Source organism: Acidovorax sp. 94 (assembly GCF_003634645.1).
Lineage (GTDB): Bacteria > Pseudomonadota > Gammaproteobacteria > Burkholderiales > Burkholderiaceae_C > Acidovorax > Acidovorax facilis.
On record NZ_RBJA01000001.1, the window covers coordinates 3,015,898 to 3,042,505 of the forward strand.

Sequence of the window (26,608 nt, forward strand, 5' to 3'; positions counted from 1 at the left end):
GTTGGTAAAAAATCAGGGATAAAACGCCAGCAACCGATAGCCAGCAACACGCGCTCCGCCGGTGGTCACAATCACTGACACGGACGCACTCCACTCGCCCCCTGCAGACAACTCCATGGGAGCCCCCATGTCAGTGGGCAAAAGCACACGCCGAAGCACTGGCTGGTCCTGCGCATCGGTCAACGTCAACTCGACGGCGGGCATGGCCAGAGGTATCGAGGCCTTGCTCTTCATGGTCAGCGCGAGTTGATAGCTATCACCTCGGGCCTTGTTGAACGAAGAACTGTCGATGACCACATCCGCAATCTGGCGCGGCGGCGCGATCTCGCAGTGCAAGGGAGCGCACAACGCCATCAACCATGGCCTGGCACGCGCATCCATCGCGGCAAGGCGGTCACGCTCCTGAACAGCGACCTGCAGCGCAAGCCCCGCCACAGACATCAAAAGCAGCACTCCAAGCACCGTGCGCACCATCGGCCTGCGCCAGAACGCCTTGCGCCGCGCAGCGACTACAAAGCTGACTTCCTGTCCGGCCTCAGGGTCATCGTCCTCGTCAACGGCATCCGACGCCTTTCGGACCGAGGATCGCTTGCGAGTCGATGCCTGCAACACGGCTGCGGGCGAATGGTCTTCCACCAGCGCAAGTGCCTCCGGCGCGGGTTCCGGCGTCACAGGCTGCGCAAAACCCACCGGCGGCACGGGCACTTCAGCCCGCTCTTCAAGCTCCGCATCTTCCACCGGCAACGCCGTCTTGGTAGGCAACTCCAGTGCAGGATATCCCATCGGGGTCAACGCCACGGCTGCAGCTGGATCGGCAACCACCTCTTCGCCATCTCGAAGAGCAGCAGCAGGTAACTCATACCCTGCAGGGAGTGATGTTCCATCGCCTGCACCGGGCAACGCGGCTGACAACGAGGCAGTGGGGTGATCCCCCTTGGGCAAAGAAGATGACCCATCAGCAGCCACCTCGGGAAAGGCCAAAGGAGGTAAGGCGACAGCATCGCTCCGCATCCCTGCAACATCCCCGCCCGTTGTTGGCACATTGCGCACGGAGTCCGGGCGCCAGGCAAATGGAGTGAAGGGGCCGATTCCCGCATCGGCACCAGGTGCCACCGCCCCGGCTGCCGCAGACAGAAACGCGGGCACCGCAGGCTGTGGAACCTCCAGAACCGGAGCCACCACCTGGGCCTGTGCATCCGGCAACCCCGCCATTACGTCGGAAGTACCTGCGGGAAACAGCGAAAACGCTGGTTTTTCGGAGGTTGCCGACAGCGCCCCCGCAGATGGGGCAACCGGTGGTGGCGAAGAAGTCGGCTCACCCCATGACCGCCCCGTCCCTGCCTTGCGCGCCACCGGCATGGATGGCGGACGTATGTCGGTCAACGAGACATCGGGCAACAACGCTGGTGGAGCCGCTGGAAGCAGGTGCGCCGAAGCATCAAACACCTCTTTGCATTGACCACAACGCACCCACCCTTGCGAGATGCGCAATTGGTCCGCCACCACCTTGAATGAGGTAGAGCAGGACGGGCAGCGAGTGATCTGGCTCATCAGCGATGGATTGTAGAGGCGCGTGCGACCCCGGCGAAGCGGGCTTCGGCCCCGTCTTAGCGTCGGGCGGTCATCAAGATCCAGCCATCTTCTGTATCCGCCACATCGAGCTGAAGCCAGGGAGCATATGCCTCTTTCAACTCCTCAGCCTGACGTTCCAAAATGCCTGCCAGCACCAGATTCCCGCCGGGCGCGACGTGGCTGCACAAGAGGGGCGCCAGCACGCGCAAGGGGGTGGCAAGAATGTTTGCCAGCACCGTCTGGTATTCACCCCGTGCCTTGTCGGGCAGTCCCGCGTGGAGCCGCACGTCATTGGCCTGTGCATTCAGCGCGGTGGACTCGACCGCCGCAGGATCAATATCGACCGCATCGATGTCCGTGGCACCAAACTTGGCCGCACCAATGGCGAGGATGCCAGAGCCACAGCCATAGTCCAGAACCCGGCCCAGCGGATTGCCCATGGACGACTCGGTGGCACCGTTACGGGCAATCCAGCGCAGACACATGCGCGTCGTGGGGTGGGTGCCGGTGCCAAACGCCAGGCCCGGATCCAGCCGGATGCTGCGCTTTGCCTCGGCGGGAAGTTCGTGCCAGGTAGGAACTATCCAAAAATCCGGCGTGATATCCACAGGCGCAAATTGCGATTGCGTGAGCCGCACCCAGTCCTGCTCGGGCACGTGGGCAACCCCCAGCACCTGGCAGCCCGCAAAAAAATCCTGCACCACCAGCAGTTGCTGGGCCTCCCGGGCAGCCACCTCCGAAGGAAAGAGCGCCACCACCCTGCTGCGCTGCCAGCCGTCCTTGGGCGGCGGCATGCCAGGCTCACCAAACAAGGCCTGCTCGGCGTCGGTCTGGGCATCAGCATCCTCCACCGAAACGCTCAGCGCATCCAGCGCATCCAGCGCATCGCTGACCGCCTCGATCCGATCCTCGGGACACATCAGACTCAGCTCAAACATAGAAGCCTCTCAGAAAAAGTGAAATGCTGGCACCCGTTGCCAGGAGCCAGCATGTGAAAGACTGCGCAATACGATGTCAGCGCTTGTGCTGCGACAGCCACTCTTCCAGGTAATGGATGTTGGTGCCACCGGCCATGAACTTGGCGTCCACCATCAGCTCGCGGTGCAGCGGCACGTTGGTGTTGATGCCTTCGATCACCGTCTCGGACAGCGCCGTGCGCATGCGGGCCAGGGCCTGCTCGCGCGTGTCGCCGTGCACGATGATCTTGCCGATCATCGAGTCGTAGTTGGGCGGCACAAAGTAATTGGTGTACGCATGCGAATCCACACGCACGCCGGGACCGCCTGGTGGATGCCACGTGGTGATACGCCCGGGCGACGGAATGAACTTGTAAGGGTCTTCCGCATTGATCCGGCACTCGATGGCATGGCCCCGGATCTCGATCTGGCGCTGGGTGAACGGCAGCTTCTCGCCCGCCGCGACCATGATCTGCGTCTTCACGATGTCCACGCCGGTGATCCACTCGGTGACGGGGTGTTCCACCTGCACACGGGTGTTCATCTCGATGAAGTAGAACTCGCCGTTTTCGTACAGGAACTCGAACGTGCCCGCACCACGGTAGCCGATCTTCTTGCACGCGGCCACGCAGCGCTCGCCGATCTTCTCGATCAGTTTGCGGGGGATGCCGGGGGCTGGAGCCTCTTCGATGACCTTCTGGTGGCGGCGTTGCATGGAACAGTCGCGCTCGCCCAAATACACCGCATTGCGGTGCTTGTCGGCCAGGATCTGGATTTCGATGTGGCGCGGGTTCTGGAGGAACTTCTCCATGTACACCGCAGGATTGCCAAACGCAGCGCCCGCCTCGGCCTTGGTCATCTGCACCGCATTGACCAAGGCAGCCTCGGTGTGCACCACGCGCATGCCACGGCCACCACCGCCGCCTGCGGCCTTGATGATCACCGGGTAGCCCACGGCCTTGGCGATGCGGCGGATCTGCACCGGGTCATCGGGCAGTTCGCCCTCGGAGCCGGGCACGCAGGGCACACCTGCGCGGATCATGGCCTGCTTGGCCGACACCTTGTCGCCCATGATGCGGATCGACTCGGGCGTGGGGCCGATGAACTGGAAGCCACTCTTTTCCACGCGCTCGGCAAAGTCGGCGTTCTCCGACAGAAAACCATAGCCAGGGTGAATGGCTTCGGCGTCGGTCACTTCGGCGGCCGAGATGATGGCCGGCATGTTGAGGTAGGACAGCGGCGAGGGCGCGGGGCCGATGCAAACGGCCTCTTCGGCCAGCTTGACGTACTTGGCGTCGCGGTCGGCCTCGGAATAGACCATGACGGCCTTCACGCCCAGCTCATGGCACGCGCGCTGGATACGGAGAGCGATCTCTCCGCGATTCGCAACAAGAATCTTCTTGAACATGAGCGCCTTATTCGATAACGAACAGCGGCTGTCCGTATTCCACGGCTTGGCCGTTCTCACCCAGGATGCGGGTGACGGTGCCAGACTTGTCAGCCTCGATTTCGTTGAGGATCTTCATCGCTTCGATGATGCAGATGGTTTCGCCTTCCTTGACCTGGCTGCCGACTTCAACAAAAGCCTTGGCGCCCGGGCTGGACGAACGGTAGAACGTACCCACCATGGGTGACTTGACGATGTGGCCAGCAGGGACTGCAGGTGCCGAGGGCGCAGGCAGCTCGGCGACTTGGGCGGCGGCAGATGCAGGGGGCGCAGGTGCCTGCATCGGGGCGGGGACGTACTGCTGAACGACACCACCCACGCTCTTGACGATGCGGACTTTGCCCTCGGCTTCCGTGATTTCGAGTTCAGATACGTTCGACTCGGACACGAGATCGATGAGGGTTTTGAGTTTTCGCAGATCCATGGGAGCTCCAACGGCTATAAAACTAATAGGACTCGCGCCAATCGGGACGCAACAGCCGCCTCGCGTTGGGCGAGCCGCTTGCCTGAGCCCTGCTTTGCGCAAGTCATGACTGAATAGGGCGCGAATTTACTCCAATTTCAGCCTATTTCCGTCTTCCACAGGTATTTTTGATGAACTACATCATGCCGATACCCAGCTCGGACCCACAAAATGCCGAGCAGAAGGCTTGGTTGATCAGCGCAGAGGCGCCCACAGCTGGAGGTCTTGCGGGGTGATTTGCCCCATTTTACGGTGCAGGACACGCCCGTTGCCCCCGAGCACCACGGTAAACGGCAGGCCACCGGTAAGGTTGCCCAGTGATCGCCCCAGGTCGGTACCGCCCAATCCGGCAAGGCCCACGGGGAACTCCAGCGGAATACGCTGCAGAAACTTGCGCACGGCAGAGGGCTGGTCGATGGCCAATCCCAGAACTTGCCATCCGTTCGGCGCCTGTTGGCGATAGAAAGCATTGAGCATGGGCAGCTCTTCCACACAGGGCGGGCACCAGGTGGCCCAGAAGTTCAGCAGCAGCGGCTTGCCAGCCAGAGACTTCAGCGCCACCACGCCCCCTTCAGGCTTTTCAAACTCCATCGCCCAGAGCGCTTCTTCCACCCCATGCTCCATGGCATGGGGCTGGAACTTCCACCATGCCAGGCCGGCACCACCCAACGCTGCAACGCCTGCCACCCCGGCGTACAGCAGTCGCCTACGTGCGGCCGACGGTTGCGCATCGCTGGTGGCGGGGATGGACTCAGGGCGATCGGAAGGGCTTGTCATGGGGCAGGGGTTTCCTGGAGCAGGCGCCGAACGGCGGTCATGTCACCGCGCGGCACACGCCCTTGGGCATCCGGGCGCAATGCGCCGCGCAGGTCATCGAGGTCATAGATCATCAAGTGCACCCCGATCATCTCATTGAGTTCGGGCGACTTGCTGCCCAGGCTCAGCGCTTCGACCGACTCACCATGAAAACCGGTGACCGTGCGTGGCTCGTAGTCCACATGGTGATCGATGAGCGCTATTTCTGCAGATTTGGAGTCATCGCAGAACAACTGCAGGTAAATGTCGGACAGCCGCGTGGCTGTACCATGCCATACAGCCCCCGCCAGATGGGGACGGAAGGCCGCCATGCGCTCCATCCACACGAGGGCCAGCTGGCGCAGCGCCCGCAGCTCGTGCGGCTGCGTATCGGCACAAAAGAGCTGGATGTACTCCCGCACGGCGGCCTCGACCTGGTCGTTGCTCGGCAGGGGTGTGCGGGCAGGCAGGCCCATCTGGCGCAGCGCACGACGCTTGGCCGGGCCCCATTCCAGGCCCTCTTCCACCACCAGCCGGGCCGTGGTGTGGGCGATTTCGTCGCTCAAAGGTGTGTGCATGGCGGTAGGGGATGGTGGTGGCAGGGAAAGAAACCGCATTGTGGCCCGAAGCACCTGCCTGGACTACGGGTTACCCCTAGATATGCCCAGGGTCACTATATTTTTCATAGCTTCTCGCGCTTATCCACCAAGCGCTGGGGGCCTGTTTTTTGGCTCTCTTCCATTTCGGGTGGAACGCCACATTCCCCACCAGAGCCATGGTCAGGCCCTTGCTTTTCGCAAAGGACTGCCTGGCAGGTGAGTGAGCTTGCCAGCAATCAAGAACGCCATGGCGATGAAGTGATCGGTGGTGCCATAGCCACGCGCCTTGGCCTTAGCTGCTTGCAACAGTGAGTTCACCGCCTCCACATAGCCGGTGTGCAGATGAGAAGCATCAAACGCCTGGAGTATTCCCGCCCAGTGTTGCTGGATGGTCTTGGCCAAGTCCTTGAAGGGCTGCAAGCGGCTGCGTTGCGCCCAGTGCAGCCATTTCTTGAGTGCCTGTGCACTGCTGGCGGCATCCGCGTCTGAGTTCCTGTAAACATCGCGCAGCGCCTCCTTCATCCGCCACGCCCTGGCGGTCTTCAATCGGGTGCGAGGCAGCCAATCCATCTTTGCCTGCTCTTTGTCCGTCCACTTGGCTTTGTCCTTGAGCCAGCACCAACGGGTCTTCTTGAGCCAGCGCTCGCCCCGGGCCTCTTCCCGCCGCACTGCGTCCACTGCCCGGTTGGCCATCTGCACCACATGAAAGCCATCAAAGGCAATGGCCGCCTGGGGCAAGTGCTGGCCTGCTCCTGCGATAAAGGCCTTGGACATGTCCATGCACACCACCTGGATGGCTTCGGGCCTGCCTTGGTGGCTCTTGAGGTCCGCCGCAAAGCGCTGCACGGTGCTGGCATCCTTGCCGGGTGTGGCGTAGATCAGTCGCGCCCGCTCAAGATCGTGCACCAGGGTGATGTAGCTGTGGCCTTTGGCGCAGCTGGTCTCATCGATACCGATGACCGCCACACCCGCGTAGCTCTCCTTGGCGCGCGCCAAGCTGACATGGGCATCGATCTGGCGCCACAAGGCGTTGTCCGCACAGCGCAGGATGCGTGCACACGCGGCCACCGGCATCTCACGGGCCAGCGTCAGAGCCAGAGCCTCGAACATGAGCGTGAAGCGGCTGCCCTCTCGCGCCCAGGGAACACTCAGCTGGGTCGTAGAGCTGCAGGCGCTGCATGACACGCGAGGCAGCGCGCAGTGCACGTAGGCTTCGAACTGAAAGAAATCAAGATGCCGCCAGCTGCGCTGGCGGTGGTCATGCAGTTTCTGCTCAGCTGCGGCGCAAACGGGGCAGGCGGCACTGCCCGATTGCCAGACCACGTACAGGTCGATGCGGCTGCGCTCGACATCCAGTGCAACACGCTCCACAGCCCAGGGCGCGGCCAGCCCCAACGCTTGGCAGAACAACGCTTCTTGCATCGGGAGGGCTCCTGTTCAGGGGGTGTCAATGGATTTATTTGAACTGTAGTGTTCCACCCGAAACGGAAGAGAGCCTGTTTTTTATTGAACCTTAGAATCTGCGCCCATGCATATACACATACTGGGCATCTGCGGCACGTTCATGGGCGGCCTGGCCGCGCTCGCGCGCGAGGCAGGCCACAAGGTGACGGGTTGCGACGCTGGCGTTTACCCGCCGATGAGCGACCAATTGCGGGCCCTGGGCATCGATCTGATCGAAGGTTTTGGCGCCGACCAACTGGCCCTGCAGCCCGACATGTTTGTCATCGGCAACGTGGTCAGCCGCGTCCGCCTGCCGGACGGTTCGCCCAAATTTCCGTTGATGGAAGCCATCCTGGACGCAGGCCTGCCCTACACCAGCGGCCCGCAGTGGCTGGCCGAGCATGTACTACAAGGCCGCCATGTGCTGGCGGTTGCTGGCACCCATGGCAAGACGACCACCACCTCAATGCTGGCCTGGATTCTGGAAAGTGCCGGTCAGCAGCCGGGTTTTCTGATTGGCGGAGTACCGCTGAATTTCGGCGTGTCCGCCCGCCTGGGGGCGCCCCGGCGACCATCACCCGGAAGTGCGCCGCTGGGGGATGCGCCGCTGTTCGTGATCGAGGCTGACGAATACGACACCGCCTTCTTCGACAAGCGCAGCAAGTTTGTGCACTACCGCCCCCGCACTGCCGTGCTGAACAATCTGGAGTTCGACCACGCAGACATCTTTGACAACCTGGCCGCCATCGAGCGGCAGTTTCACCACCTCGTGCGCACGGTGCCGCCGTCGGGCCGCGTGGTGGTCAACGGTCTCGAAGAAAGCCTCACCCGCGTACTGCACACGGGCTGCTGGAGCGAAGTGTCCAGCTTTGGTGAAGCCGTCAGCGACTTTTCCGCCGAAGGCGATCCCCAGGCGTTCGACGTGCTGTACCAGGGGCGCAAGGCCGCCCGGGTGGAATGGACGCTGACCGGCGTGCACAACCAGCTCAACGCACTGGCGGCCATTGCCGCCGCCCACCATGTGGGCGTGAGCCCCGAGCAGGCCGCTACGGCACTGGCCACCTTTCAGAACGTAAAGCGGCGCATGGAACTGCGCGGCACCGTAAAGGGCGTTGCGGTGTATGACGACTTTGCCCACCACCCCACCGCCCTGAGAACCACGCTGGACGGCCTGCGCCGCAGCCTGGGCCAGGGTGCGCGCATCCTGGCGGTGTTCGAGCCCCGCAGCAACACCATGAAACTGGGCGCCATGAAGGCCCAACTGCCGTGGGCGCTGGAGCCTGCCGACCTCGCGTTCTGCCACACGGCCGGGCTGGACTGGGACGCAGCGCAGGCCCTCGCCCCCCTGGGCGTGGGCCCAGGCCTGCGGGCGCAAACCGCTGCCGACATCAACACCCTGGTACAACAGGTCACAGCGGCAGCCCGCCCGGGGGATCACATCGTATGCATGAGCAACGGGGGATTTGGCGGCATCCACGCCAAACTGCTGGAATCGCTACAAAATAAATAGCTGCTAACACTTACCAGGCAAGCGCCAGGGCCTAATTTTCTTCAAAAATCAGAACGATACCGCCATGCCCGGGACGTCCACGCGCACCACGGGCTTGGCGAGTGCCGCGCTGGCAGCGCGCGCAAAGTCACGGGACCATGCCGGGTCGGCCAGCAACGAAGCCCCCGCAGCGCGGGCCACGGTGAGCACCTTGTCCGCCAGCAGCACCTTGCCGCTGGCGCGCAGGGGCTCGCAATCGAGCGCGGTGAACTGATCATCCAGCCAGCGCCTGCCAGCCTCGTGGCCCATGGGCTCGGCGCCCTCCAGATCAAAACGGAATTCCTGGTTTCCGGCCAGACGGACCGACACTTCGCTGTGCATGATGGTTTGCCTTTCTATCTACTGAAACCGTGGCAGCGACTGCCGTGCTCCCTTGCACGGCCCGCCACGGGTTTCCAGTTTAGGGCCTTCGGCCGGCGGCGCAGATCACCGCGCGCGGCGCGCCTTCACGGCGTCAGACAGCTCAGCCAGCGCCGTCAACGAATCGTCCCAGCCCAAGCAGGCGTCCGTGATGCTCTTGCCATACTCCAGCGCGCCGGGCTGGTCCTTGCCCGGTGAGAACTTCTGGGCACCGGCGGTGAGGTGGCTCTCGATCATGAGGCCGAACACACTGCGCGAGCCACCGGCGAGCTGAGCGGCGATGTCGCGCGCCACGTCGAGCTGCTTTTCATGTTGCTTGCTGCTGTTGGCATGGCTGCAGTCCACCATCAGGGTGGCGGGCAGCTTGGCGGCTTCGAGGTCCTTGCAGGCGGCGGCCACGCTGGCAGCGTCGTAGTTGGGCGTCTTGCCGCCGCGCAGGATCACGTGGCAATCCTTGTTGCCCTTGGTGTTGACGATGGCCACCTGGCCGTTTTTATGCACCGAGAGGAAGTGGTGGCCCCGGCTGGCCGACTGGATGGCATCGGTGGCAATGCGGATGTTGCCGTCGGTGCCGTTCTTGAAGCCGATGGGTGCCGAGATGCCGGAGGCCAGCTCGCGGTGCACTTGGCTTTCTGTGGTGCGGGCGCCGATGGCGCCCCAGCTGATGAGATCGCCGATGTACTGGGGCGAAATCACATCCAGGAACTCGCTGCCGGCGGGCATGCCCAGGCGGTTAATTTCGATCAGCAGCTGGCGCGCAATGCGCAGGCCTTCGTCGATGCGGTAGCTTTCGTCGAGGTACGGGTCGTTGATGAGGCCCTTCCAGCCCACCGTGGTGCGTGGCTTCTCAAAGTACACCCGCATCACGATTTCCAGGGTGTCGGCGTACTGCGTGCGCGCAGCCATGAGGCGGCGCGCGTAATCAACAGCAGCGGCCGGATCGTGGATGGAGCATGGGCCGATCACCACCAGCAGGCGATCATCCTTGCCGGCCATGATGTTGTGGATGTTCTTGCGGGTCTGGGTGATCAGCGTCTCGACCGGCGTTCCACGGATCGGGAAAAAGCGGATCAGATGCTCGGGAGGAGGCAACACGGTAATGTCCTTGATACGTTCGTCGTCGGTCTGGCTGGTTTTCTCGACGCTGCGGTACCAGGCATCGCTGGTCGGGGTGGTGGTGGCCGTCATGGTTGCTTCCTCGTGGAGTAAAAGTAGTGGGAGGGATGAAAAAACGGGAGGGCAGAAAAACAAAAACCGCCGGGCTTTGCAGCGTCGGCGGTTGGTATGGGAAGGTTGTGTTTGCTTGCGCGTTTTCCTCTCATCCGCCGGGGACCGAGATAAAAAACCAAAAATAAAACGCGCTGCGAACTTGCATGGCAGCCAATGTAGCACAGGAGTGCGGCAGTGCAGCACCCCCAGATTGTTGCGATTGCGCGACAGAGCTGGCAATCCGGATGCCTGCCAGGCCCACTTCCAACACCCTGATTCAACGCCGCCAGCGACGAAACCAGGCGCTCGCACGTTGCAGCACTGACAGCTTGCGCGGAGGCGCGCGATCCTGCAGGTCACTGGGTGGATCACTCTGGTGCTCATACATGTCGATGAGCAGCAACGCCTCGCCCAGCGTGCGCCAGGCCAGAAGCTCGAATTGGTCGAAGCTCGCACTTTCCTTCGGGCTGCGCCGCTCCAGCATCTGCTGCCAGTCCGCGATCGCATTGCGCAACTCCCTCAGCGCACGCTCATAGGCCCCGAACTCGTACAACGCGTGCCAGGCCGATCCCAGGCCCGTCAGGAACAGCTGGTGCTCGCGGGCGCAATGCGACAAAGTCAACACACGCCGGGTGATGGCTGTGGTATCGGTGCTGGTGCGGCGGATCCGCACCGCCTCGTCGATCTGCGTTGAGAGCGCGCTCAAGCTATCGCGCAGTTGGCGAGATTCCTCATCGGCCACGCCTTCACGCAGAAAGCGGCTGATGTCGCCAAATGACTGAAGGGTCAGTAGCTGACTGGGGCGCGTCGCGGGCATGCGCCATTTTGCGCTGCCAGGGCATGCACCATGCGCTTTGTGCACCGCACAAGGCCAAAGATGGTGGAAGCGAGCAACAGTCAGCGTGTCGAGCCGAAGCAGGAACGCTGTCGCCGATCGTCAGGCCGTGCCACCCACTGTCAACCCCTCGATACGCAGCGTAGGCTGGCCCACGCCCACGGGTACGCTCTGGCCTTCCTTGCCGCAGGTGCCTACGCCGCTGTCAAGGCGCATGTCGTTGCCGATCATGGTGACCTTCTTGAGCGACTCGGGGCCGCTGCCGATGATGGTCGCGCCTTTCACGGGGTATTGGATCTTGCCGTTTTCCACCCAGTAGGCTTCGCTGGCCGAGAACACGAATTTTCCCGAGGTAATGTCCACCTGTCCGCCGCCGAAGTTGCTGGCGTACAGGCCCTTCTTGATGCTGGCGATGATTTCCTGCGGGTCCTTGTCGCCGCCCAGCATGTACGTGTTGGTCATGCGCGGCATGGGAATGTGGGCATAGCTCTCACGCCGACCGTTGCCGGTGGGTGCCACACCCATCAGGCGCGCGTTGAGCGAATCCTGGATGTAGCCCTTCAAGATGCCGTCCTCGATCAGCACATTGCGCTGGCTGGCGTGGCCCTCGTCGTCCACGTTGAGCGATCCACGGCGGTCGGCGATGGTGCCGTCGTCCAGCACCGTCACGCCCTTGGCCGCCACGCGCTGGCCGATGCGGCCACTGAATGCGCTCGAGCCCTTGCGGTTGAAGTCGCCTTCCAGCCCGTGGCCAATGGCTTCGTGCAGCAGGATGCCGGGCCAGCCCGACCCCAGCACCACCGTCATCTCGCCCGCAGGGGCGGGGCGCGATTCGAGGTTGACCAGGGCCGCATTCACGGCCTCGTCCACGTACTTGCCCATCTGCTCGTCATCAAAATAGGCCAGGCCGAAACGACCACCGCCGCCCGCCGAACCCATTTCGCGGCGGCCATTCTGCTCGGCAATCACCGTGACCGACAGGCGCACCAGCGGGCGCACATCGGCCGCCAGGGTGCCGTCGGCACGGGCCACCAGCACCACGTCGTATTCGCTCGCCAGCCCGGCCATGACCTGCGCCACGCGCGGGTCCTTGGCGCGGGCGCGCTGCTCCAGCTTTTCCAGCAAGGCCACCTTGGCGGTGCTGTCGAGCGAGGCAATGGGGTCCACGCCGGGGTACAGGCTGCGGCCTGCCGCTACTTTTTTAGGAGCTACTCGCGCTTTACCCGCCTGCGCTGCGGCCGAAATAGACCTTACAGTTCGGGCTGCGTCCAACAAGGACGCCTCGGAGATGTCGTCCGAATAGGCAAACGCCGTCTTCTCGCCGCTCACCGCGCGCACACCCACACCCTGGTCGATGCTGAAGGAACCAGTCTTGACGATGCCCTCTTCGAGGCTCCAGCCCTCGCTGCGGGTGTACTGGAAGTACAGGTCGGCATCGTCCACCTTGTGGGTGCGGATCTCGGCCAGTGCCCGTGCCAGATGGCTTTCGTCAAGCCCGAAAGGGGTCAGCAACAATTCGCGAGCGACATCGATGCGCTGGCTGGTGGCCGCACGCTGGGGCGCGGCAGTGGTGGAGCGGAAAGTCATCGGGGCATTTTAGGCGCGCAGCCCCACCCTGCCGGACAAGGGGGCACATGCCCCTATGCCTCAAAGCGCCCACGCAAAGCGTCAGGCCGTCGTCTGGTCGTCCAGCGCGGCCTGGGGTGCATGGGTCTGCACCGACTCGATACCGGCATCGCGCGCCTTGGCACCGGAATACATCTGGCTTTGGCCGATCACCTGGCCATTACCCGCCTTGAGCGTGAAATAGGGCGATCCATCCTTGGCGCTCAGGCGACCGAAGCGGCCATCATCGGGAGCGTTCTTGCGCACGGATTCGATGCCGTTCAGTGCACTGGCCCGTGATTCGTACATCTCGCTGGTGAGGATGATCTGGCCATTGGAGGCCAACAGGTTGAAGACAAATTTATCGTTCTTCGACTTCTTCAGCTCGAACTTCGCCGCCATAGGGAATCCCTCCGGTTGCATGGGCCAAGGCACAGTTGGCCTGCCGGTTTGTACCCTCTTGCCGCTATGCACGCAACGCCTGGGTAAAGACCCTGGAAGGTGTTCCTGATCTCCCAGCGAAGCCAATGGCTATAGAGCAGGCCGAGCGTCCTTGGGGTCCTGCTTCTGGGCCCGGGCCACCGACATCAGGATGCCCAGCGCCAGGCCCAGGGTGACCATGGCGGTGCCGCCATAGCTGATGAAAGGCAGCGGCACGCCCACCACGGGCAGGATGCCGCTGACCATACCCATGTTCACAAAGGCATAGGTGAAAAAGATCATCGAGACCGCCCCGGCCATCAGGCGTCCGAACAGGCTGGTGGCCCCTGCGGCGATGGCCAGGCCGCGCCAGACCAGCATCAAAAAGCAGACCAGCAGAAACAGGTTGCCTGCCAGCCCGAACTCCTCGGAAAACGCGGCAAAGATGAAGTCGGTGGTGCGCTCGGGGATGAACTCCAGATGCGTCTGCGTACCCGCCATGAAACCCTTGCCCCACATGCCCCCCGAGCCGATGGCGATCATGCCCTGGATGATGTGGAACCCCTTGCCCAACGGGTCGCGTGTGGGGTCGAGCAGGGTGCAGATGCGCTGCTGCTGGTAGTCGTGCAGCACCGACCAGCGCACGCCGTCCGCGCACAACTGGTCCCCCAGCAACACCAGGGCCAGGATGCCCACGCCCCCCAGCACCACCGGCGGCAGCACCAGTTTCCAGGAGAGCCCGGCAAAGAAGATCACGGACAGGCCAGCTGCCAGAACCAGTAGCGAAGTACCCAGATCGGGCTGCTTCATGATCAGCCCCACCGGAACGGCCAGCAGCAGCCCTGCCGCCGCAAAGTCGAGCGGGCGCAAGGTGCCCTCGCGTTTCTGGAACCACCAGGCCAGCATCAGGGGCATGGCAATTTTCAGGATCTCGCTGGGCTGGATGACGATGCCCACATTGATCCAGCGCGTCGCCCCTTTTTTGGTGATGCCAAACAGCGCCACCGCCAAGAGCAGCGCCACGCCGGCCGCATACAGCGGCACAGCGAACAGCATGATTTTCTGGGGCGGCACCTGGGCCACCATGAACAAAATGGCACCCGCAATGAGCATGTTGCGCCCATGGTCCGAAAACCGTGTGCCGTGGTCGTAGCCCGATGAATACATGGCCACCAGCCCGGCGCAGGCGAGCAACGCCACCACCAGCATGAGCGGCAGGTCAAACCCGCGAAACAGGGGAAGAAAACGCTGGGCGAGCGAGGGCTTTTCAAAAACAACGGCCATCGCGGGATTATCGCGGCCCTTGGGGCCGCGCCACCGTCACCCCGCCTGGCGGAAGGCCATCACCGCCTGGTTGCGCAGGGTGCGCAGCAGGCCCAGGGCCTTGTCGTCCACCACGATGCCCCCTGCCGTGGACTGGTCGGCATAGATAAGCGCAAACGTCTGCCCCTTGATCTGCAGCGGAAGCAGCAGGAACGAGGGGGCATTGAGCCCCGCGCGGTACCACTCGGGCAGGCGGGCCTGCATCTTGGGCTCCGTCGCGTCGTTGATGAGCGTATCGGCACCGCGCAGGCAGACGGCTGCAAACAGGTCGCCCGGCGCCTTGAGCGGGACTTTCATGGCGCGCACGGCGGCATCGCTGCCCTCGCCCAGGCCAAAGCGGCCGGTCAGCAAATCGGTGCGTGCCTCACGCAGGCAAAACACCATGCGCCGAAACCCCAGCGCGCGGAACATGGTCTCCAGGATCATGCGCAACACGTCGTTGAGCTGAAAACTTTCGACCATGGCATTGGTGATGTCCTGGATGCCCGCTGCCAGCACTTCGTTGACCTGCGCGACCGACACGGCGCCGCTGGCCTGCGACTCCAGCACCGCTGGCAGGGGCTGGGTTTCGCTGGCCCGCAGCTCGTGCGAGCCCAGGGCGTCATCCTGCGCGGGCCCGGCACCGGCCGCAGGGGGCAGCTGCAGCAGCCGCGCCGCAGGCGTGCCGGGGGCTACGCGCAGGTCCAGCGCCTCGGCCAGCGCCACCAGCTTGTGGCGGGCGCGCAAAGTGCCCTCCGAAATCACTGCGGCAGACAGCGCCAGGGTGCGGGAATAGCGGGTGCCGATCTGGCCCAGGCGGGCTTCCAGCGACCCGGCATCGCTCGCCAGCAGGGTGCTGGCCACCTCATTGGCAGCCATCGCCACCCAGCGCAGGCGCTCCACCCCCTGCTCCGGCGCGCGTTGCGTGGGCGAGCCCAGGGGCTTGCGCATGCAGCGCTGCAGGCTCTCGGGCAGCCCCCAGACGCGGGCCACGCCCACCCCCAGGTCCTCGAAGCCCAGGCCCAGCACCTGCAGCGCGGCCGACTCTTCGCCCCCCTCCACGCGGCCAGTCTCCATCAGGGCGCGCACCTGGCGCGCCTCTTCCGGAAAGTAGAACTCGCACAACATGCGGCCCAGGTTCTGGAACATCGCGCCAATGAAGGCCTCTTCAGCCGCCTGGCCGGGCTCGCACAGCTCCGCCGCCACCGAGCCAGCCATCATGGCGCGCAAAAACTCCTCGCGCATCTGGCTTGCATGGGCCTTGTCCTGCATGTGGTCCAGCAGCACCAGGCTGAGTGCCATGTTGCGCACGGCGTTGAAGCCCACCAGGCTCACGGCCCGCGACACGGTACTGATGGTGCCCCGGCCCGCATGCGCGAAATGCACGCTGTTGACCAGGCGCAGCAACTTGTTGGTGAGCGCCACATCCTTGAGGATCTCGTGTGTGAGATCGCTGATGCTGTCGTCCTCGGAGTTGGCCACGCGCTGGATGCGCGCCACCGAGTCCGACAGCGCCGGAAAGTCGCTCTTGTGGCGCATGCGCCGCAGCAGGAAGTCGAGCGTGGCATTGCTGGCGGCCGTGGGCGCGCTGGCCGGAGCTGCCCAGGCACGCAAGGCATCGCGAAACTCCGCCGCCGACGGATAGCGCTGGCCCGGCTCGCGCGCCATCGCACGTTGCAAAATGGCCCGCAGGGCGTCGTCCACGCCCGGCCCCAGGTCTTCCGGCAGCACCAGGGTTTCGTTGGCAACGCGGTACAGCGCCTGCCAGGCGTCCTTCTGGTGGATCAGTGGCCGGCCCGTGAGAAGCTCCACCAGCACCAGGGCGGCCGAATACACATCCATGGCCGGTGCAGGGGCCGCCCCGGCCGCCGCCTCGGGCGCGAGGTACGCCGGGGTACCACTGGCCAGCTGCGAATCCGGCACAGCCTGCACCGGCGCCGCCATGCCAAAGTCCATCACCCGCGCGTGGCGCTGGGTGTCGATCATGATGTTGGAAGGCTTGAGGTCGCGGTGCACGATGCCGGCCTGGTGTGCGGCCTGCAGGCCATCCAGCACATCCACCATCAGCGCCACTGCGTCGTGCGGCGTGCAGCGCCCCTGCTGCGCCAGATGCTCGGCCAGCGTCTTGCCTGGAACGTACTCGAACACGATGTAGGGCTGGCGGCCCTGCACATCGGCCTCAAACACCGGAACGATGAAGGGGTGCGCCAGGCGCCCCACATGCCGGGCTTCGCGCAGCCAGTGCTCCAGCACCGACGGGTCCTGGTCCTCCACGGGGCGCATGAGCTTGATGGCCACCTCGCGCTGCAGGCGCGGGTCCAGCGCCAGCCACACGGTGGCCTGGGCGCCCCGGCCCAGCAGCTTTTTCAGTTCAAAGCGGCCCAGCGACGTGGGACGCTTGTCGGTGGATCCCAAAGCCCAGCGTTTGGCGGTGGAAAGCGGGGCAAAATCAGTCATGGTGGGGATCAAGGCAGCGGGCCCACCGCGTGGTGCCCATGCCATGCATCTTATGTCTCGGCCACCCCTTTCGCAGCAGTGATTCCCCTGCCCTGTCGTTTTCCCCCTCCATGACCACCACCCACCTTCTGTACCTTCACGGCTTTCGCTCTTCGCCCCAGTCTGCCAAGGCGCGGCAGATGGCCGCGCATGTGGCGCAGCACCACCCGGGTGTCACCTTCTGGTGCCCCCAGCTGCCGCCCTCCCCCAAAGCGGCGATGGAACTGGTCGCGCAGGGCATTGCCCTGTGGCCCGGAGCAGCAATGGCGGTGATCGGCTCCTCGCTCGGTGGCTTTTACGCCAGCTGGGTGGCGCAGCACAAGGGCTGCCCCAGCGTGATGCTCAATCCGGCCGTGCACCCGGCGCGCGACCTTGCGCGGTCCATCGGCGAGCAGACCACCTGGCACGACCCAGCGGAGCGGTTTTACTTCCAGCCTGAATACATTGACGAGCTGCGCGCGCTGGACACCGCAGGCCAGCCGCCCGCAGCGCCCGAGATGGCCATCATTGCCAAGGGCGATGAGGTGCTGGACTGGCGTGAAATGGTGGCGCGCTACCCGCAGGCACGGTTGGTGGTGCAGGAGGGGGGAGAACACGCCCTCGCCAGTTTCAGCGACTACCTGCCGCAGGTGACGGAGTTCCTGGCTCTGGCCTGACATCACCCGGGCGCCGGGGGCACCAGCGCATCAGAACCTCTTCAACGTGCCTGGGATGCCCGGGTGCCACCCGCCCCCATCCAGCGGGCATAGTCGTCCGGGTAGGCTGCACGGTAGCGCTTCATGTGGAAAGCCGCTTCGTCGTCCTTGCCCAGCATCACGGCGCTTTCAACCAGCACTTCAATGACGCGGGGCTCGGGGGAGTAATGCAGCAGTTCCTGGGCCAGGGCGTTCATGCGCGCTGCGTTGTCGCGGGTCAGCCCCGTGGTGGTCAGGCGCGCAAAGTCCAGCGGGCCCGAAAACAGCAGCGAATGGGACACCTTGGCCTGCGTGTCCTCACGGTACGCGGCAGCCCGCTGCGCCCCCGGCTTGTAAAGCTGGCTCACGCGGTGGTAGTCCCAGGCGGCAAGGCCGCAGGCACCCAGGATCGCCAGGGCGGCCACCAGCGCTGCAGCCCCCGCAGGCCACGCGCGCCCATCCGATGCTTCGTCGCGCCAGGGCCAGACCAGGATCGCCACCGAGAGCAAGGCCACCACCTGGAACGGCCCGTACCACAGCGGGTATTCCAGCATGCTGTGCAGTCCGATGATCGCCAGCACCCCCCAGGCCAGCTGGCGCACGGGTTCGGTTTCGCGCCAAGGCCGGGCCCACAGGCACCCTGCCACGACGACCCCGCACAACGCCACGGCAGCGGGCAGGCCCAGCTCTACGGCCAGGTGCAGGGGCAGGTTGTGCGCGTTGTCCAGCAGCACACAAAAGCGCTCGCCCGGGAACAGCGTGATGTAGTGTGCGTAGTCCAGTTCGCCCCAGCCCCAGCCCAGCCACGGTTTCTGCGCAATCAGGGTGAGCACGTTGGACCACAGCACCCGCCGACTGGTGCAGGTGTGCGACCCGTCCGTAAAACGGTGGAACAAGGCATCTGCGCGCACGCCCTGGAACTTCCAGAGCGCCTCGGGCAGCACCCAGGCGGCCACCAGAAAAACCGCAAACCCTGCGATACCCAGGCGCAGCGCCTCCCCACGGCCCGCGCCACGCCACATGGCCAGAAGCACCAGGACAAGCAGCCACTGCACCACCACGGTCCGCGACGCTGTGGCGGCCCCGCCCACGGCGATCCACATCAGCGCCACGGCGGTCAGCACGCCCCACACGCCGGAGGAAGGTGCGCGGCCTGGGCTGGCCGCCCCGGCCAAGTCCGCGTTGCCTTGTGGCCGGGCATGCAGCGTCCACCACAGCCAGGCCCACGCGCCCAGGCTGAGCAGGGTGGCCTGCTGGTTGCGCTGGCGCAGGTTGCCCACCGCCTGGCCCGGCACCGAAGCGTGAATCCAGGGCCCCAGGCCGACATCGCCAGCAAGGTACTGCACCAGCCCGATGACGCTGGCCACCAGCGCGGCCAGCCCCAGCCCACCCGCCAGCAGCCAACCCCAGCCCGCAGGCCCCCTGCGCTGCGCGACCCCGACACGTGCCCACCCGGCTGCCAGCAGCAAAAGCACCGCCCCACACACCCAGGACGCGATCAGCGGCCAGAAGTTGGCGATTGGGGAGTCAGTGACGGCAAACAGAAACGGCAAAGCCACTGCGAGCATGGCCAGCGGAACGGCAATGGCATCAAAAAACATGTCGAAAGAACCGGGCCATCGTGCAAAGCCCTGGATCATAGGGGCAGGCCCGGGGCCGTCGGACCGGCTCGGCACCCATGGGACAATGCCGCCCATGCACGCATTGTTTGAAGAAGCCGGCAAGTTCATGGCCGGTCGTATCCTGTCCGAAGCCGATACATCCGCCCAGGTTGAGCTCGACTCGGGCAAGCGGGTCAAGGTCAAGGCCGCCAACATCCTCCTGAAATTCGAGAAACCCTCGCCTGCCGACTTGATCGCCCAGGCCCAGGCCGTGGCCGAAACCATTGAGCTGGACCTGGCCTGGGAGTTCGCGCCCGAAGACGAGTTCGGCTTTGCCGACCTGGCGCGGGACTATTTCTCTGAAAACGCCACCCTGGCCCAGCAGGCCGGTGCACTGTTCCGCCTGTACGACGCCCCGCACTACTTCCGCCGTGCGGGTAAGGGCCGGTTCAAGAAGGCATCGGCCGAGATCCTGCAGCAGGCGTTGGCCGCCATCGAGAAGAAAAAGGCCATCCTCGCGCAGATCGACGAATGGGCCGCCGCGCTGGGACGGGGCGAATGCCCGCAGCCCATCCGCGACCAGCTTTACAAGATCCTGTTCAAGCCCGACAAGAACGCGCCCGAGTACAAGGCCGTGGTGGACGCCAGCCGCGCCACGCACACCGCGCCGCTCGACCTGCTGCAAAAGGCGGGCGCCATCGATTCGGCCTACCAGTTCCACTGGAAGCGCTTCTTGTTCGAGAACTTCCCCAAGGGCACGGGCTTTCCCGCCGTCACCGCACCCGCCATTGCGGACGAGCTGCCGCTGTCCACCGCGCAGGCGTATTCCATCGACGATTCGCAGACCACCGAAATCGACGATGCGCTGTCGTTGCAGGGCCTGGGCACGGGCACCGTGGTGCTGGGCATCCACATCGCCGCGCCGGGTCTGGCCATCCAGCCGGGCAGCGCCATCGACCAGCTCGGTCGCGCGCGCCTGTCCACGGTGTACATGCCGGGCTACAAGATCACCATGCTGCCGGATGACGTGGTGCGGACCTACACGCTGGACGAAGGCCGCGCCAACCCGGCCGTGTCGCTGTACGTCACCATCGACGAAGCCACGCTGGAATTCAAAAGCTCTGAAACCAGGCTGGAGCGCGTGCACGTGGTCGCCAACCTGCGCCACGACCAGCTCGACAGCGTGGTGACCGAAGAATGGCTCTCCAACCCGGCGTTCGAGCATCAAAACGACCCCCAGCGCTTGTCTGACCTGCGCCCCCAGCTATCATTTTTGCACCGCCTTGCCAAGGACCTCAAAGCCCGCCGCGAAGTGGTGCGTGGCAAGCCCGAGAACTTCAACCGGCCGGACTACAACTTCCGCCTGGTCGGCAACAACGGTGCCGAGCCCACGGGCGATGAACAAGTGCAGATCAGCGTGCGCCAGCGCGGCGCGCCGCTCGACCTGATCGTGGCCGAGGCCATGATCGTGGCCAACAGCACCTGGGGCAGCTGGATGGCCGAGCTGGGAGTGCCCGGCATCTACCGCAGCCAGGCCAGCATGGCGCCCGGCGTGAAGGTGCGGATGGGCACCAAGGCGCTGCCGCATGCGGGCATCGGCGTCAAAGCGTATTCGTGGGCCACGTCGCCCCTGCGCCGCTACACCGACCTGGTCAACCAGTGGCAAATCATTGCCTGCGCCCGCCACGGCAAGACCGCTGCGCTGGCCGCGCCTTTCAAGCCCAAGGATGCCGACCTGTTCTCCATCATCAGCAGCTTTGACGGCGCCTACAGCGCCTACAACGGCTACCAGGCGGGCATGGAACGGTTCTGGACGCTCAAATATGTAGAGCAGAACGGCATCACCGAGCTCAACGCCACCGTCTTCAAGGAAGGCCCGGGCGGCAGCTTCCTCGTTCGTGCAGACGATATTCCGCTGGTCTTCCCCGTGCTGGGCGCGCAGAACCTGCCGCGCGGCGCGCGCCTGAAGGTCAAGCTGGGCGAGGTGGACGAGATCACCCTCGATATCCATGGCACCGTGATCGAGCGCCTAGATGACCCGGCCGACACCAGCGACGACGGCCCGGTGGACGATGCCGAGGACGACGATACCGTGGCCGGACCGATTGCCATTGCAGTGGACGTGAACGAGGCACCCGCCGAAGCCGCTGCGGCAGCACCAGCCGCCTGATTCCCCCTGACAGCCCCTGATAATTGCTGGCGATGAAACTCCCTGCCTTCCTCCGCACCTTCAGCACGCTGCAGCTCGCGTTGGGCATCTCGGTGGCCGTGCATGCCGCGCTCATCTCGGTGCGTTTCATCGACCCCGAGGGCTTCAACCGCGTGTTCCAGGACACGCCGCTCGAAGTCATCCTGGTCAACGCCAAGTCCAACGAGCGCCCCGACAAGGCCCAGGCGATTGCCCAGGCCAACCTGGCCGGCGGCGGCGATGCCGAGAAGGGCCGCGCCACCAGCCCCCTGCCCTACACCGCGCTGACCACGGTGGGCGACGACTACGAAGAAGCCCAGCGCAAGATGGACGCGATGCAGGAGCAGCAGGCGCAATTGCTGGCCCAGTTGCGCAAGCAGCTGGCCACCATGCCCGAGCCCGATCCGCGCCAGGCCAGCCAGAGCGCCGAGCAGGCCAACGAGCAGGAAAAGCGCCGCCAGCTCGTCAAGCTGCTCGCCGAGATCGAAAAGCGCATCAATGAAGAAAACTCGCGCCCCAAGAAGCGCTACATCAGCCCCGCCACGCGCGAAGAGGCCTACGCCATCTATTACGACGGCCTGCGCCGCAAGGTGGAAGACAAGGGCACCGAAAACTTCCCCGAACAGGGCGGCAAGAAGCTGTATGGCGAGCTGACCATGATCGTCACCGTCAACCACGACGGCCGCGTGCTCGACACCGAGGTGGTGCAAGGCTCGGGCAACCCCACGCTGGACCGGCGCGCCGAGGCGATTGCCCGGGCTGCCGGCCCGTTTGGCGCGTTTGGCGCCGACATGCGCAAGAAGGCCGACCAGATCGCCATGGTGGCGCGCTTCAAGTTCACGCGCGATCAGACGCTGGAGACCAGCGTCCGCTAGTCGCCACCAGGCCCTGCCCGCGGCGGCCCTGCCAACCCGCCTTTTTTCATACCGCACGATTTTTTACCCATGAGCCAAGCCGCCGACCTGTACTGCGTGATGGGCAATCCGGTGGCGCACAGCCGCTCCCCCGCCATCCACGCCCGCTTTGCCGAACTGACGGGTGAGCACATCGCCTACGAACGCCGCCTGGTGCCCATGGATGGTTTTGCCCAGGGCGTGCGCGACTTTGTGGCCCAGGGTGGGCGCGGTTGCAACGTGACGGTGCCGTTCAAAACCGACGCACCACTTCTCGCCACCCAATGCAGCGAGCGCGTGCAGCTGGCCGGTGCGGCCAACACCCTCACCTTCCGCGCCGACGGCAGCATCTATGCCGACAACACCGACGGCCTGGGCCTGGTGGCCGACATCACGCGCAACGCGGGTGTGTCGCTGGTGGGGCGCGATGTGCTGCTGGTGGGCGCCGGTGGCGCCGCTGCGGGCGTGCTGGGCCCGTTGTTGCTGGCAGGAGCCCGCCACATCACGGTGGCCAACCGCACGCTGGCCAAGGCGCAGGCCCTGGTGCAGTCGCACAGTGCGCTTGCACTGCTGCAAAAATCAGAGCTTATTGCGCTTACTCCACAAGCGCTAGGGGCCAATTTTGATGTGATTATCAATGCCACGGCCAGCAGCCTGGCCGGTGCCGAGGTGCCGGTGTCCGCCAGCGTGCTGCGCCCCGGCTGCCTGGCCTACGACATGATGTATGGCCCCGCCGCGCAGGGTTTTCTGGATTGGGCCCGCCAACACGGCGCCGTTCCGCGTGACGGCCTGGGCATGCTGGTCGAGCAAGCCGCCGAAGCCTTCTTGCTGTGGCGCGGCGTGCGCCCGCCGTCGGCCCAGGTGCTGCAGGAAATGCAGCAGGCCAACTCATCCAAATAACAACACCCCACACGAGGAGACACACCGCGATGAAAGCCGTGCTGCGCTGGCTGGGACTGGTGGTGCTCGCCTTCGTGGCGCTGCAGCTGTTCTTTGTGGTCCGTATCGCGGCCATGGTGGTCATCGACCCCGAATCCACCAGCTTTCAGCGCTCCGAGGCCTGGACGCTGCTCACCACCAAAGGCAACGTCCCCTGGCGCCAGCAGTGGATGCCCTACGCCAGCATCTCCGACCAGCTCAAGCGCGCCGTGATCGCCTCGGAAGACGATGGCTTTGTGAGCCACGACGGCGTGGACTGGAATGCCATCGAAAAAGCCTGGGAGCGCAACGCCAAGGCCGAGGCCCTGGCCAACAAAGCCCAGGCCCGTGCCCCCGACCGCCCCGTGCGCGCCCCCAAGATCCGGGGTGGCTCCACCATCACGCAGCAACTGGCCAAGAACCTGCTGCTATCCGGTGAACGCACGCTGCTGCGCAAGGGGCAGGAATTTGTACTCACGCTGCTGCTGGAGCAGCTGCTGAGCAAGCAGCGCATCCTGGAGATTTATCTGAACAGCGTGGAATGGGGCGAAGGCGTGTTCGGTGCCGAGGCGGCCGCGCAGCACTACTTCCGCAAAAGCGCCTCGCGCCTGAGCGCCACGGAAGCCGCGCGGCTGGCGGTGATGCTGCCTGCACCCAAGCGGTTTGAGAAGACGCCGGGGTCGGCTTATCTGGCGGGACGGACGCGGACGATTCTCGGGCGGATGGGTAGTGCGGAGCTGCCGTGAGCGCAAGCGCCACGGCACATGTCACTGCGATTGAAGTGACAACACACAACGAAGCAAGCAAGACACCATGCTGCCCCTATTCGCCGGATTTTTTGTCCCTTACCTCTTGGCGATAGCCTGCTTCCCGTTGCTGTCGCAGCGAGGTGGGGCCAACCACGCGCAGTCCGGCGCCCTGCTGGGCGGTTGCCTGCTGATCGCCCTATCGCCGTGGCTGATCCCTGCCAACCAACCGCTTCCACGGTTCCTCGCTGCCATGTCAGCAACCCTCATAGCCATCAAGGTGATCGACGCCTGGCTGGAGCTGCGAATGAGATCGCCACTGGTGTGGAAAGATTTTTTGGCTTTTCTCGCCCACCCTTTCGTTCTGGTTCGGCGGTGTCTACCGCGCGAGCGCCCAGTGCCCAGGAACGCAAACCTGTCCCGTCTGGTGCTGGGAACGATGGGCGGCGCTATCGGCATCGCACTCCTGAATGTTCTGTTCAGTGTGGATTGGCAAGGCTGGCCCTTTCTTCTTGAACACACAAGTAAAGTGACCGCCCTGATGGTGGCGATCGTTTCCGGGCTTTCCGCCTCCGCCGCGCTGTGGAGATTGTCTGGTGGGGCGGCGCGCGAATACATGGACCATCCTTTTGCGGCGCGCACCCCAGCAGACTTCTGGCGGCGGTACAACCGCAACATGCAGCAATTCTTTTGGGAGGACATCTTCAAACCCCTTGGCGGCTCTCGCACGCCGGTGCGAACAACGCTCCTGGTCTTTGGCTTGTCTGCACTGATCCACGAATTCATCTTCTACGCTGCGATTGGGCGCGTGCAAGGCTATCAGTCGGTCTTCTTCGCCATGCACGGGATCGCTGCGGCGATGACCCTGCGCGTCAGGACCAAGAAGGGCTGGGCTGCCATCCCGTGGATAGCCGGAACCCTCGCGTTCAACCTGGCCTCGTCCGTGTTCTTCTTTGCAAGCATCCACGAAGTGACTCCTTTCTACGCCCGTGGTCTGCCGGACTGGCTGCAAGGCTGGTAGCCGCCTACCGCTTCTGTAACCACAGCATCACCCTCTCCTGCGGCCGCAAGGTCACCTGCAGCTTCGGCACACACACCGCCACCCCCTCCGGCAACCGCAGCCGGTACCGCTGCAGCAACATAGCCGCCAGCAGCGTCATCTCCAGCATCGCAAAGTGCTGCCCGATGCAGACGCGTGGCCCCACCCCAAACGGTATCCATGCGCCTTTGGGGATGGCCGGGGCGTCATCCAGAAAACGCTCCGGCACAAAGCGGTCGGCCTGGGAAAACCAGCGTTCATCCCGGTGCAGCACCCAGGGCGTGATGCGCAGCATGGCGCCCTGGGGCACCTCCACGCCGCCCAGCGTGATGGGTGCGGTGGTGCGCCGGGTCATCAGCGCGGCAATGGGTGGGTACAGGCGCAGCGCCTCCTTGAGCGTGGCGGACAGAAAGGGTAGCTGCGCCAAGTGCTCGGGGCCGGGCGTCTGGCCTGGGGGGAGCACGCTGTCTACCTCGGCCTGTGCGCGTTGCGCGGCCTCGGGGTGTTCGGCCATCAGGCGGCTCCACCACAGCAGCGTGGTGGCGCTGGTCTCGTGCCCGGCCTGGAAGCTGACCATGCACTGGTCGAACACTTCCTGCGGCGACAGCGGCTCGCCGGTGGATTCGTCGCGCAGCGCCAGCAGCATGTGCAGCAGGTCAGTGCGTGGCGGGGCGCCTGCTGAATCTGCCGCATCCCGGCTGCGCGCACCGATGTGGCGCTGCACCAGCCCCTTGAGTGCCTTGAGCGCGCGCCGCTTGGCGGCCTTGCCGGGCAGGGGCAGCCAGTCGGGCAGCGTGAAGGGCATGAACATTTCGCGGAAGGCTGTCTCCGACAGCGTCTGCGTGGCCCAGGCGGCATCGCGCGCGTCGGCCTGGGCCGATTCGCTGAACAGCGTGCGCAGGATCACGTCCATGGCCACATCGGTCCAGAGCGTGTCCATGGCCACCAGCGCTTCGGACTGGCCTGCGGGCACGGCAGCATCGAGCGCGCTGCGGGCGGCATCGGTCATGAGCTGCGCGTAGCCCGCCACGCGTTTGGGGGTAAAAGCAGGCATCAACATGCGGCGCTGGCGCTGCCAGGTGTCGCCCTCGGTCACCAGCACGCTCTGGCCGAACACCTGCTCGAACACGGCGATGCCGCGCTCCCAGCGGATCAGGTGGTCTGCGTGGGTAACCAGCGCCTCGCGCACGAGGTCGGGCGACAGGAGGTCCCAGGCATCTTCATTAACCAGGCGCATGCGGGTGAGGTCGCCATGGTCGCGCTGCAAGCGGGTGACGAAGCCCAGGTAATCGGCACGCATCTCCTGCAACAAGGGCAGGCCCCACCAGCGGCTGGGCGGGCCACCGAGCTCGGGGTGCCGGGCTGGCGCAAGCTGCGCAGAGGGCGAAGGTGTTGCGGGCTTCGATGGGGCAGTGGTGGTTGCGTGGTTCATGGTGCGGATGGTGCGGCGCAGCAGCGGGCAGGTATTGAACGAATTCGACATCGCCCCTGGCCTACA

23 protein-coding genes are annotated in these 26,608 nt (G+C 64.7%); 7 read left to right on the plus strand and 16 right to left on the minus strand.

Going from position 1 to position 26,608, the window contains the following annotated elements:
* Positions 1–12 precede the first annotated feature (12 nt).
* The 7 genes from C8C94_RS13860 to C8C94_RS13890 all read right to left on the minus strand — a co-directional run bounded on the left by C8C94_RS13860 (position 13) and on the right by C8C94_RS13890 (position 7,254).
* Positions 13–1,551: a zinc-ribbon and DUF3426 domain-containing protein gene (locus C8C94_RS13860; RefSeq protein ID WP_121421122.1), complete on the minus strand. Its 1,539-nt coding sequence runs from the start codon at positions 1,549–1,551 to the stop codon at positions 13–15.
* A gap of 56 nt (positions 1,552–1,607) precedes the next feature.
* Positions 1,608–2,510, minus strand: coding sequence for a 50S ribosomal protein L11 methyltransferase (prmA, locus tag C8C94_RS13865; protein ID WP_121421123.1), 903 nt, complete (start codon positions 2,508–2,510; stop codon positions 1,608–1,610).
* 76 nt (positions 2,511–2,586) lie between these two features.
* Positions 2,587–3,936 (minus strand): acetyl-CoA carboxylase biotin carboxylase subunit, encoded by a 1,350-nt coding sequence (accC, locus tag C8C94_RS13870; RefSeq protein WP_055395037.1) that lies wholly within the window; start codon positions 3,934–3,936, stop codon positions 2,587–2,589.
* Between the two features lie 7 nt (positions 3,937–3,943).
* On the minus strand, positions 3,944–4,399 hold the full coding sequence (accB, locus tag C8C94_RS13875) for an acetyl-CoA carboxylase biotin carboxyl carrier protein (protein WP_121421124.1): 456 nt from the start codon (positions 4,397–4,399) through the stop codon (positions 3,944–3,946).
* A 234-nt stretch (positions 4,400–4,633) separates the two neighbouring features.
* The gene (locus C8C94_RS13880) at positions 4,634–5,215 is read right to left on the minus strand and encodes a TlpA disulfide reductase family protein (RefSeq protein WP_121421125.1); all 582 of its coding nucleotides are present in this window, start codon (positions 5,213–5,215) and stop codon (positions 4,634–4,636) included.
* Positions 5,212–5,811 (minus strand): hypothetical protein, encoded by a 600-nt coding sequence (locus tag C8C94_RS13885; protein WP_121421126.1) that lies wholly within the window; start codon positions 5,809–5,811, stop codon positions 5,212–5,214. The genes C8C94_RS13880 and C8C94_RS13885 overlap by 4 nt, the downstream gene beginning before the upstream one ends.
* Positions 5,812–6,012: 201 nt before the next feature.
* Positions 6,013–7,254 (minus strand): ISL3 family transposase, encoded by a 1,242-nt coding sequence (locus C8C94_RS13890; protein ID WP_121419550.1) that lies wholly within the window; start codon positions 7,252–7,254, stop codon positions 6,013–6,015.
* Positions 7,255–7,360: 106 nt separating this feature from the next.
* On the opposite strand from C8C94_RS13890, the gene mpl reads away from it, so the two are divergent.
* On the plus strand, positions 7,361–8,785 hold the full coding sequence (gene mpl / locus C8C94_RS13895; RefSeq protein ID WP_121421127.1) for a UDP-N-acetylmuramate:L-alanyl-gamma-D-glutamyl-meso-diaminopimelate ligase: 1,425 nt from the start codon (positions 7,361–7,363) through the stop codon (positions 8,783–8,785).
* Between the two features lie 48 nt (positions 8,786–8,833).
* On the opposite strand, the gene C8C94_RS13900 is transcribed toward mpl, so the two are convergent.
* The 7 genes from C8C94_RS13900 to C8C94_RS13930 all read right to left on the minus strand — a co-directional run bounded on the left by C8C94_RS13900 (position 8,834) and on the right by C8C94_RS13930 (position 17,012).
* Positions 8,834–9,145 (minus strand): hypothetical protein, encoded by a 312-nt coding sequence (locus C8C94_RS13900; protein ID WP_055395047.1) that lies wholly within the window; start codon positions 9,143–9,145, stop codon positions 8,834–8,836.
* Between the two features lie 105 nt (positions 9,146–9,250).
* Entirely contained in the window at positions 9,251–10,372 is a 1,122-nt protein-coding gene (locus C8C94_RS13905; protein ID WP_121421128.1) for a 3-deoxy-7-phosphoheptulonate synthase, read from the minus strand.
* 298 nt (positions 10,373–10,670) lie between these two features.
* The gene (locus tag C8C94_RS13910; RefSeq protein ID WP_121421129.1) at positions 10,671–11,210 is read right to left on the minus strand and encodes a hypothetical protein; all 540 of its coding nucleotides are present in this window, start codon (positions 11,208–11,210) and stop codon (positions 10,671–10,673) included.
* A gap of 120 nt (positions 11,211–11,330) precedes the next feature.
* Entirely contained in the window at positions 11,331–12,815 is a 1,485-nt protein-coding gene (gene tldD, locus C8C94_RS13915) for a metalloprotease TldD (RefSeq protein WP_121421130.1), read from the minus strand.
* Positions 12,816–12,896: 81 nt separating this feature from the next.
* Entirely contained in the window at positions 12,897–13,235 is a 339-nt protein-coding gene (locus C8C94_RS13920; RefSeq protein ID WP_055394907.1) for a YegP family protein, read from the minus strand.
* A 129-nt stretch (positions 13,236–13,364) separates the two neighbouring features.
* Positions 13,365–14,537, minus strand: a complete 1,173-nt coding sequence (gene rodA, locus C8C94_RS13925) for a rod shape-determining protein RodA (protein ID WP_055394909.1) — start codon at positions 14,535–14,537, stop codon at positions 13,365–13,367.
* 36 nt (positions 14,538–14,573) lie between these two features.
* Positions 14,574–17,012, minus strand: a complete 2,439-nt coding sequence (locus C8C94_RS13930) for a serine/threonine protein kinase (protein ID WP_199731266.1) — start codon at positions 17,010–17,012, stop codon at positions 14,574–14,576.
* 110 nt (positions 17,013–17,122) lie between these two features.
* Here C8C94_RS13930 and C8C94_RS13935 point away from each other — a divergent pair, with 110 nt between their 5' ends.
* Positions 17,123–17,707 carry a YqiA/YcfP family alpha/beta fold hydrolase gene (locus C8C94_RS13935; RefSeq protein WP_121421132.1) on the plus strand — a complete coding sequence of 195 codons (585 nt, stop codon included), beginning with the start codon at positions 17,123–17,125 and terminating at the stop codon, positions 17,705–17,707.
* 41 nt (positions 17,708–17,748) lie between these two features.
* On the opposite strand, the gene C8C94_RS13940 is transcribed toward C8C94_RS13935, so the two are convergent.
* Positions 17,749–19,326, minus strand: coding sequence for a Wzy polymerase domain-containing protein (locus C8C94_RS13940; protein ID WP_121422859.1), 1,578 nt, complete (start codon positions 19,324–19,326; stop codon positions 17,749–17,751).
* A gap of 94 nt (positions 19,327–19,420) precedes the next feature.
* On the opposite strand from C8C94_RS13940, the gene C8C94_RS13945 reads away from it, so the two are divergent.
* From C8C94_RS13945 to C8C94_RS13965, 5 genes are all read left to right on the plus strand, one after another.
* Positions 19,421–21,496: a ribonuclease catalytic domain-containing protein gene (locus C8C94_RS13945; RefSeq protein WP_121421133.1), complete on the plus strand. Its 2,076-nt coding sequence runs from the start codon at positions 19,421–19,423 to the stop codon at positions 21,494–21,496.
* Positions 21,497–21,528: 32 nt separating this feature from the next.
* On the plus strand, positions 21,529–22,389 hold the full coding sequence (locus C8C94_RS13950; protein ID WP_055394913.1) for an energy transducer TonB: 861 nt from the start codon (positions 21,529–21,531) through the stop codon (positions 22,387–22,389).
* 69 nt (positions 22,390–22,458) lie between these two features.
* Complete coding sequence (aroE, locus tag C8C94_RS13955) at positions 22,459–23,307, plus strand: shikimate dehydrogenase (protein WP_121421134.1); 849 nt, start codon at positions 22,459–22,461, stop codon at positions 23,305–23,307.
* A gap of 29 nt (positions 23,308–23,336) precedes the next feature.
* Positions 23,337–24,071 (plus strand): monofunctional biosynthetic peptidoglycan transglycosylase, encoded by a 735-nt coding sequence (gene mtgA / locus C8C94_RS13960; protein WP_055394917.1) that lies wholly within the window; start codon positions 23,337–23,339, stop codon positions 24,069–24,071.
* 67 nt (positions 24,072–24,138) lie between these two features.
* Complete coding sequence (locus C8C94_RS13965) at positions 24,139–25,092, plus strand: MBOAT family O-acyltransferase (protein WP_121421135.1); 954 nt, start codon at positions 24,139–24,141, stop codon at positions 25,090–25,092.
* A 4-nt stretch (positions 25,093–25,096) separates the two neighbouring features.
* On the opposite strand, the gene C8C94_RS13970 is transcribed toward C8C94_RS13965, so the two are convergent.
* Entirely contained in the window at positions 25,097–26,593 is a 1,497-nt protein-coding gene (locus C8C94_RS13970; RefSeq protein ID WP_233573469.1) for a cytochrome P450, read from the minus strand.
* Positions 26,594–26,608 lie beyond the last annotated feature (15 nt).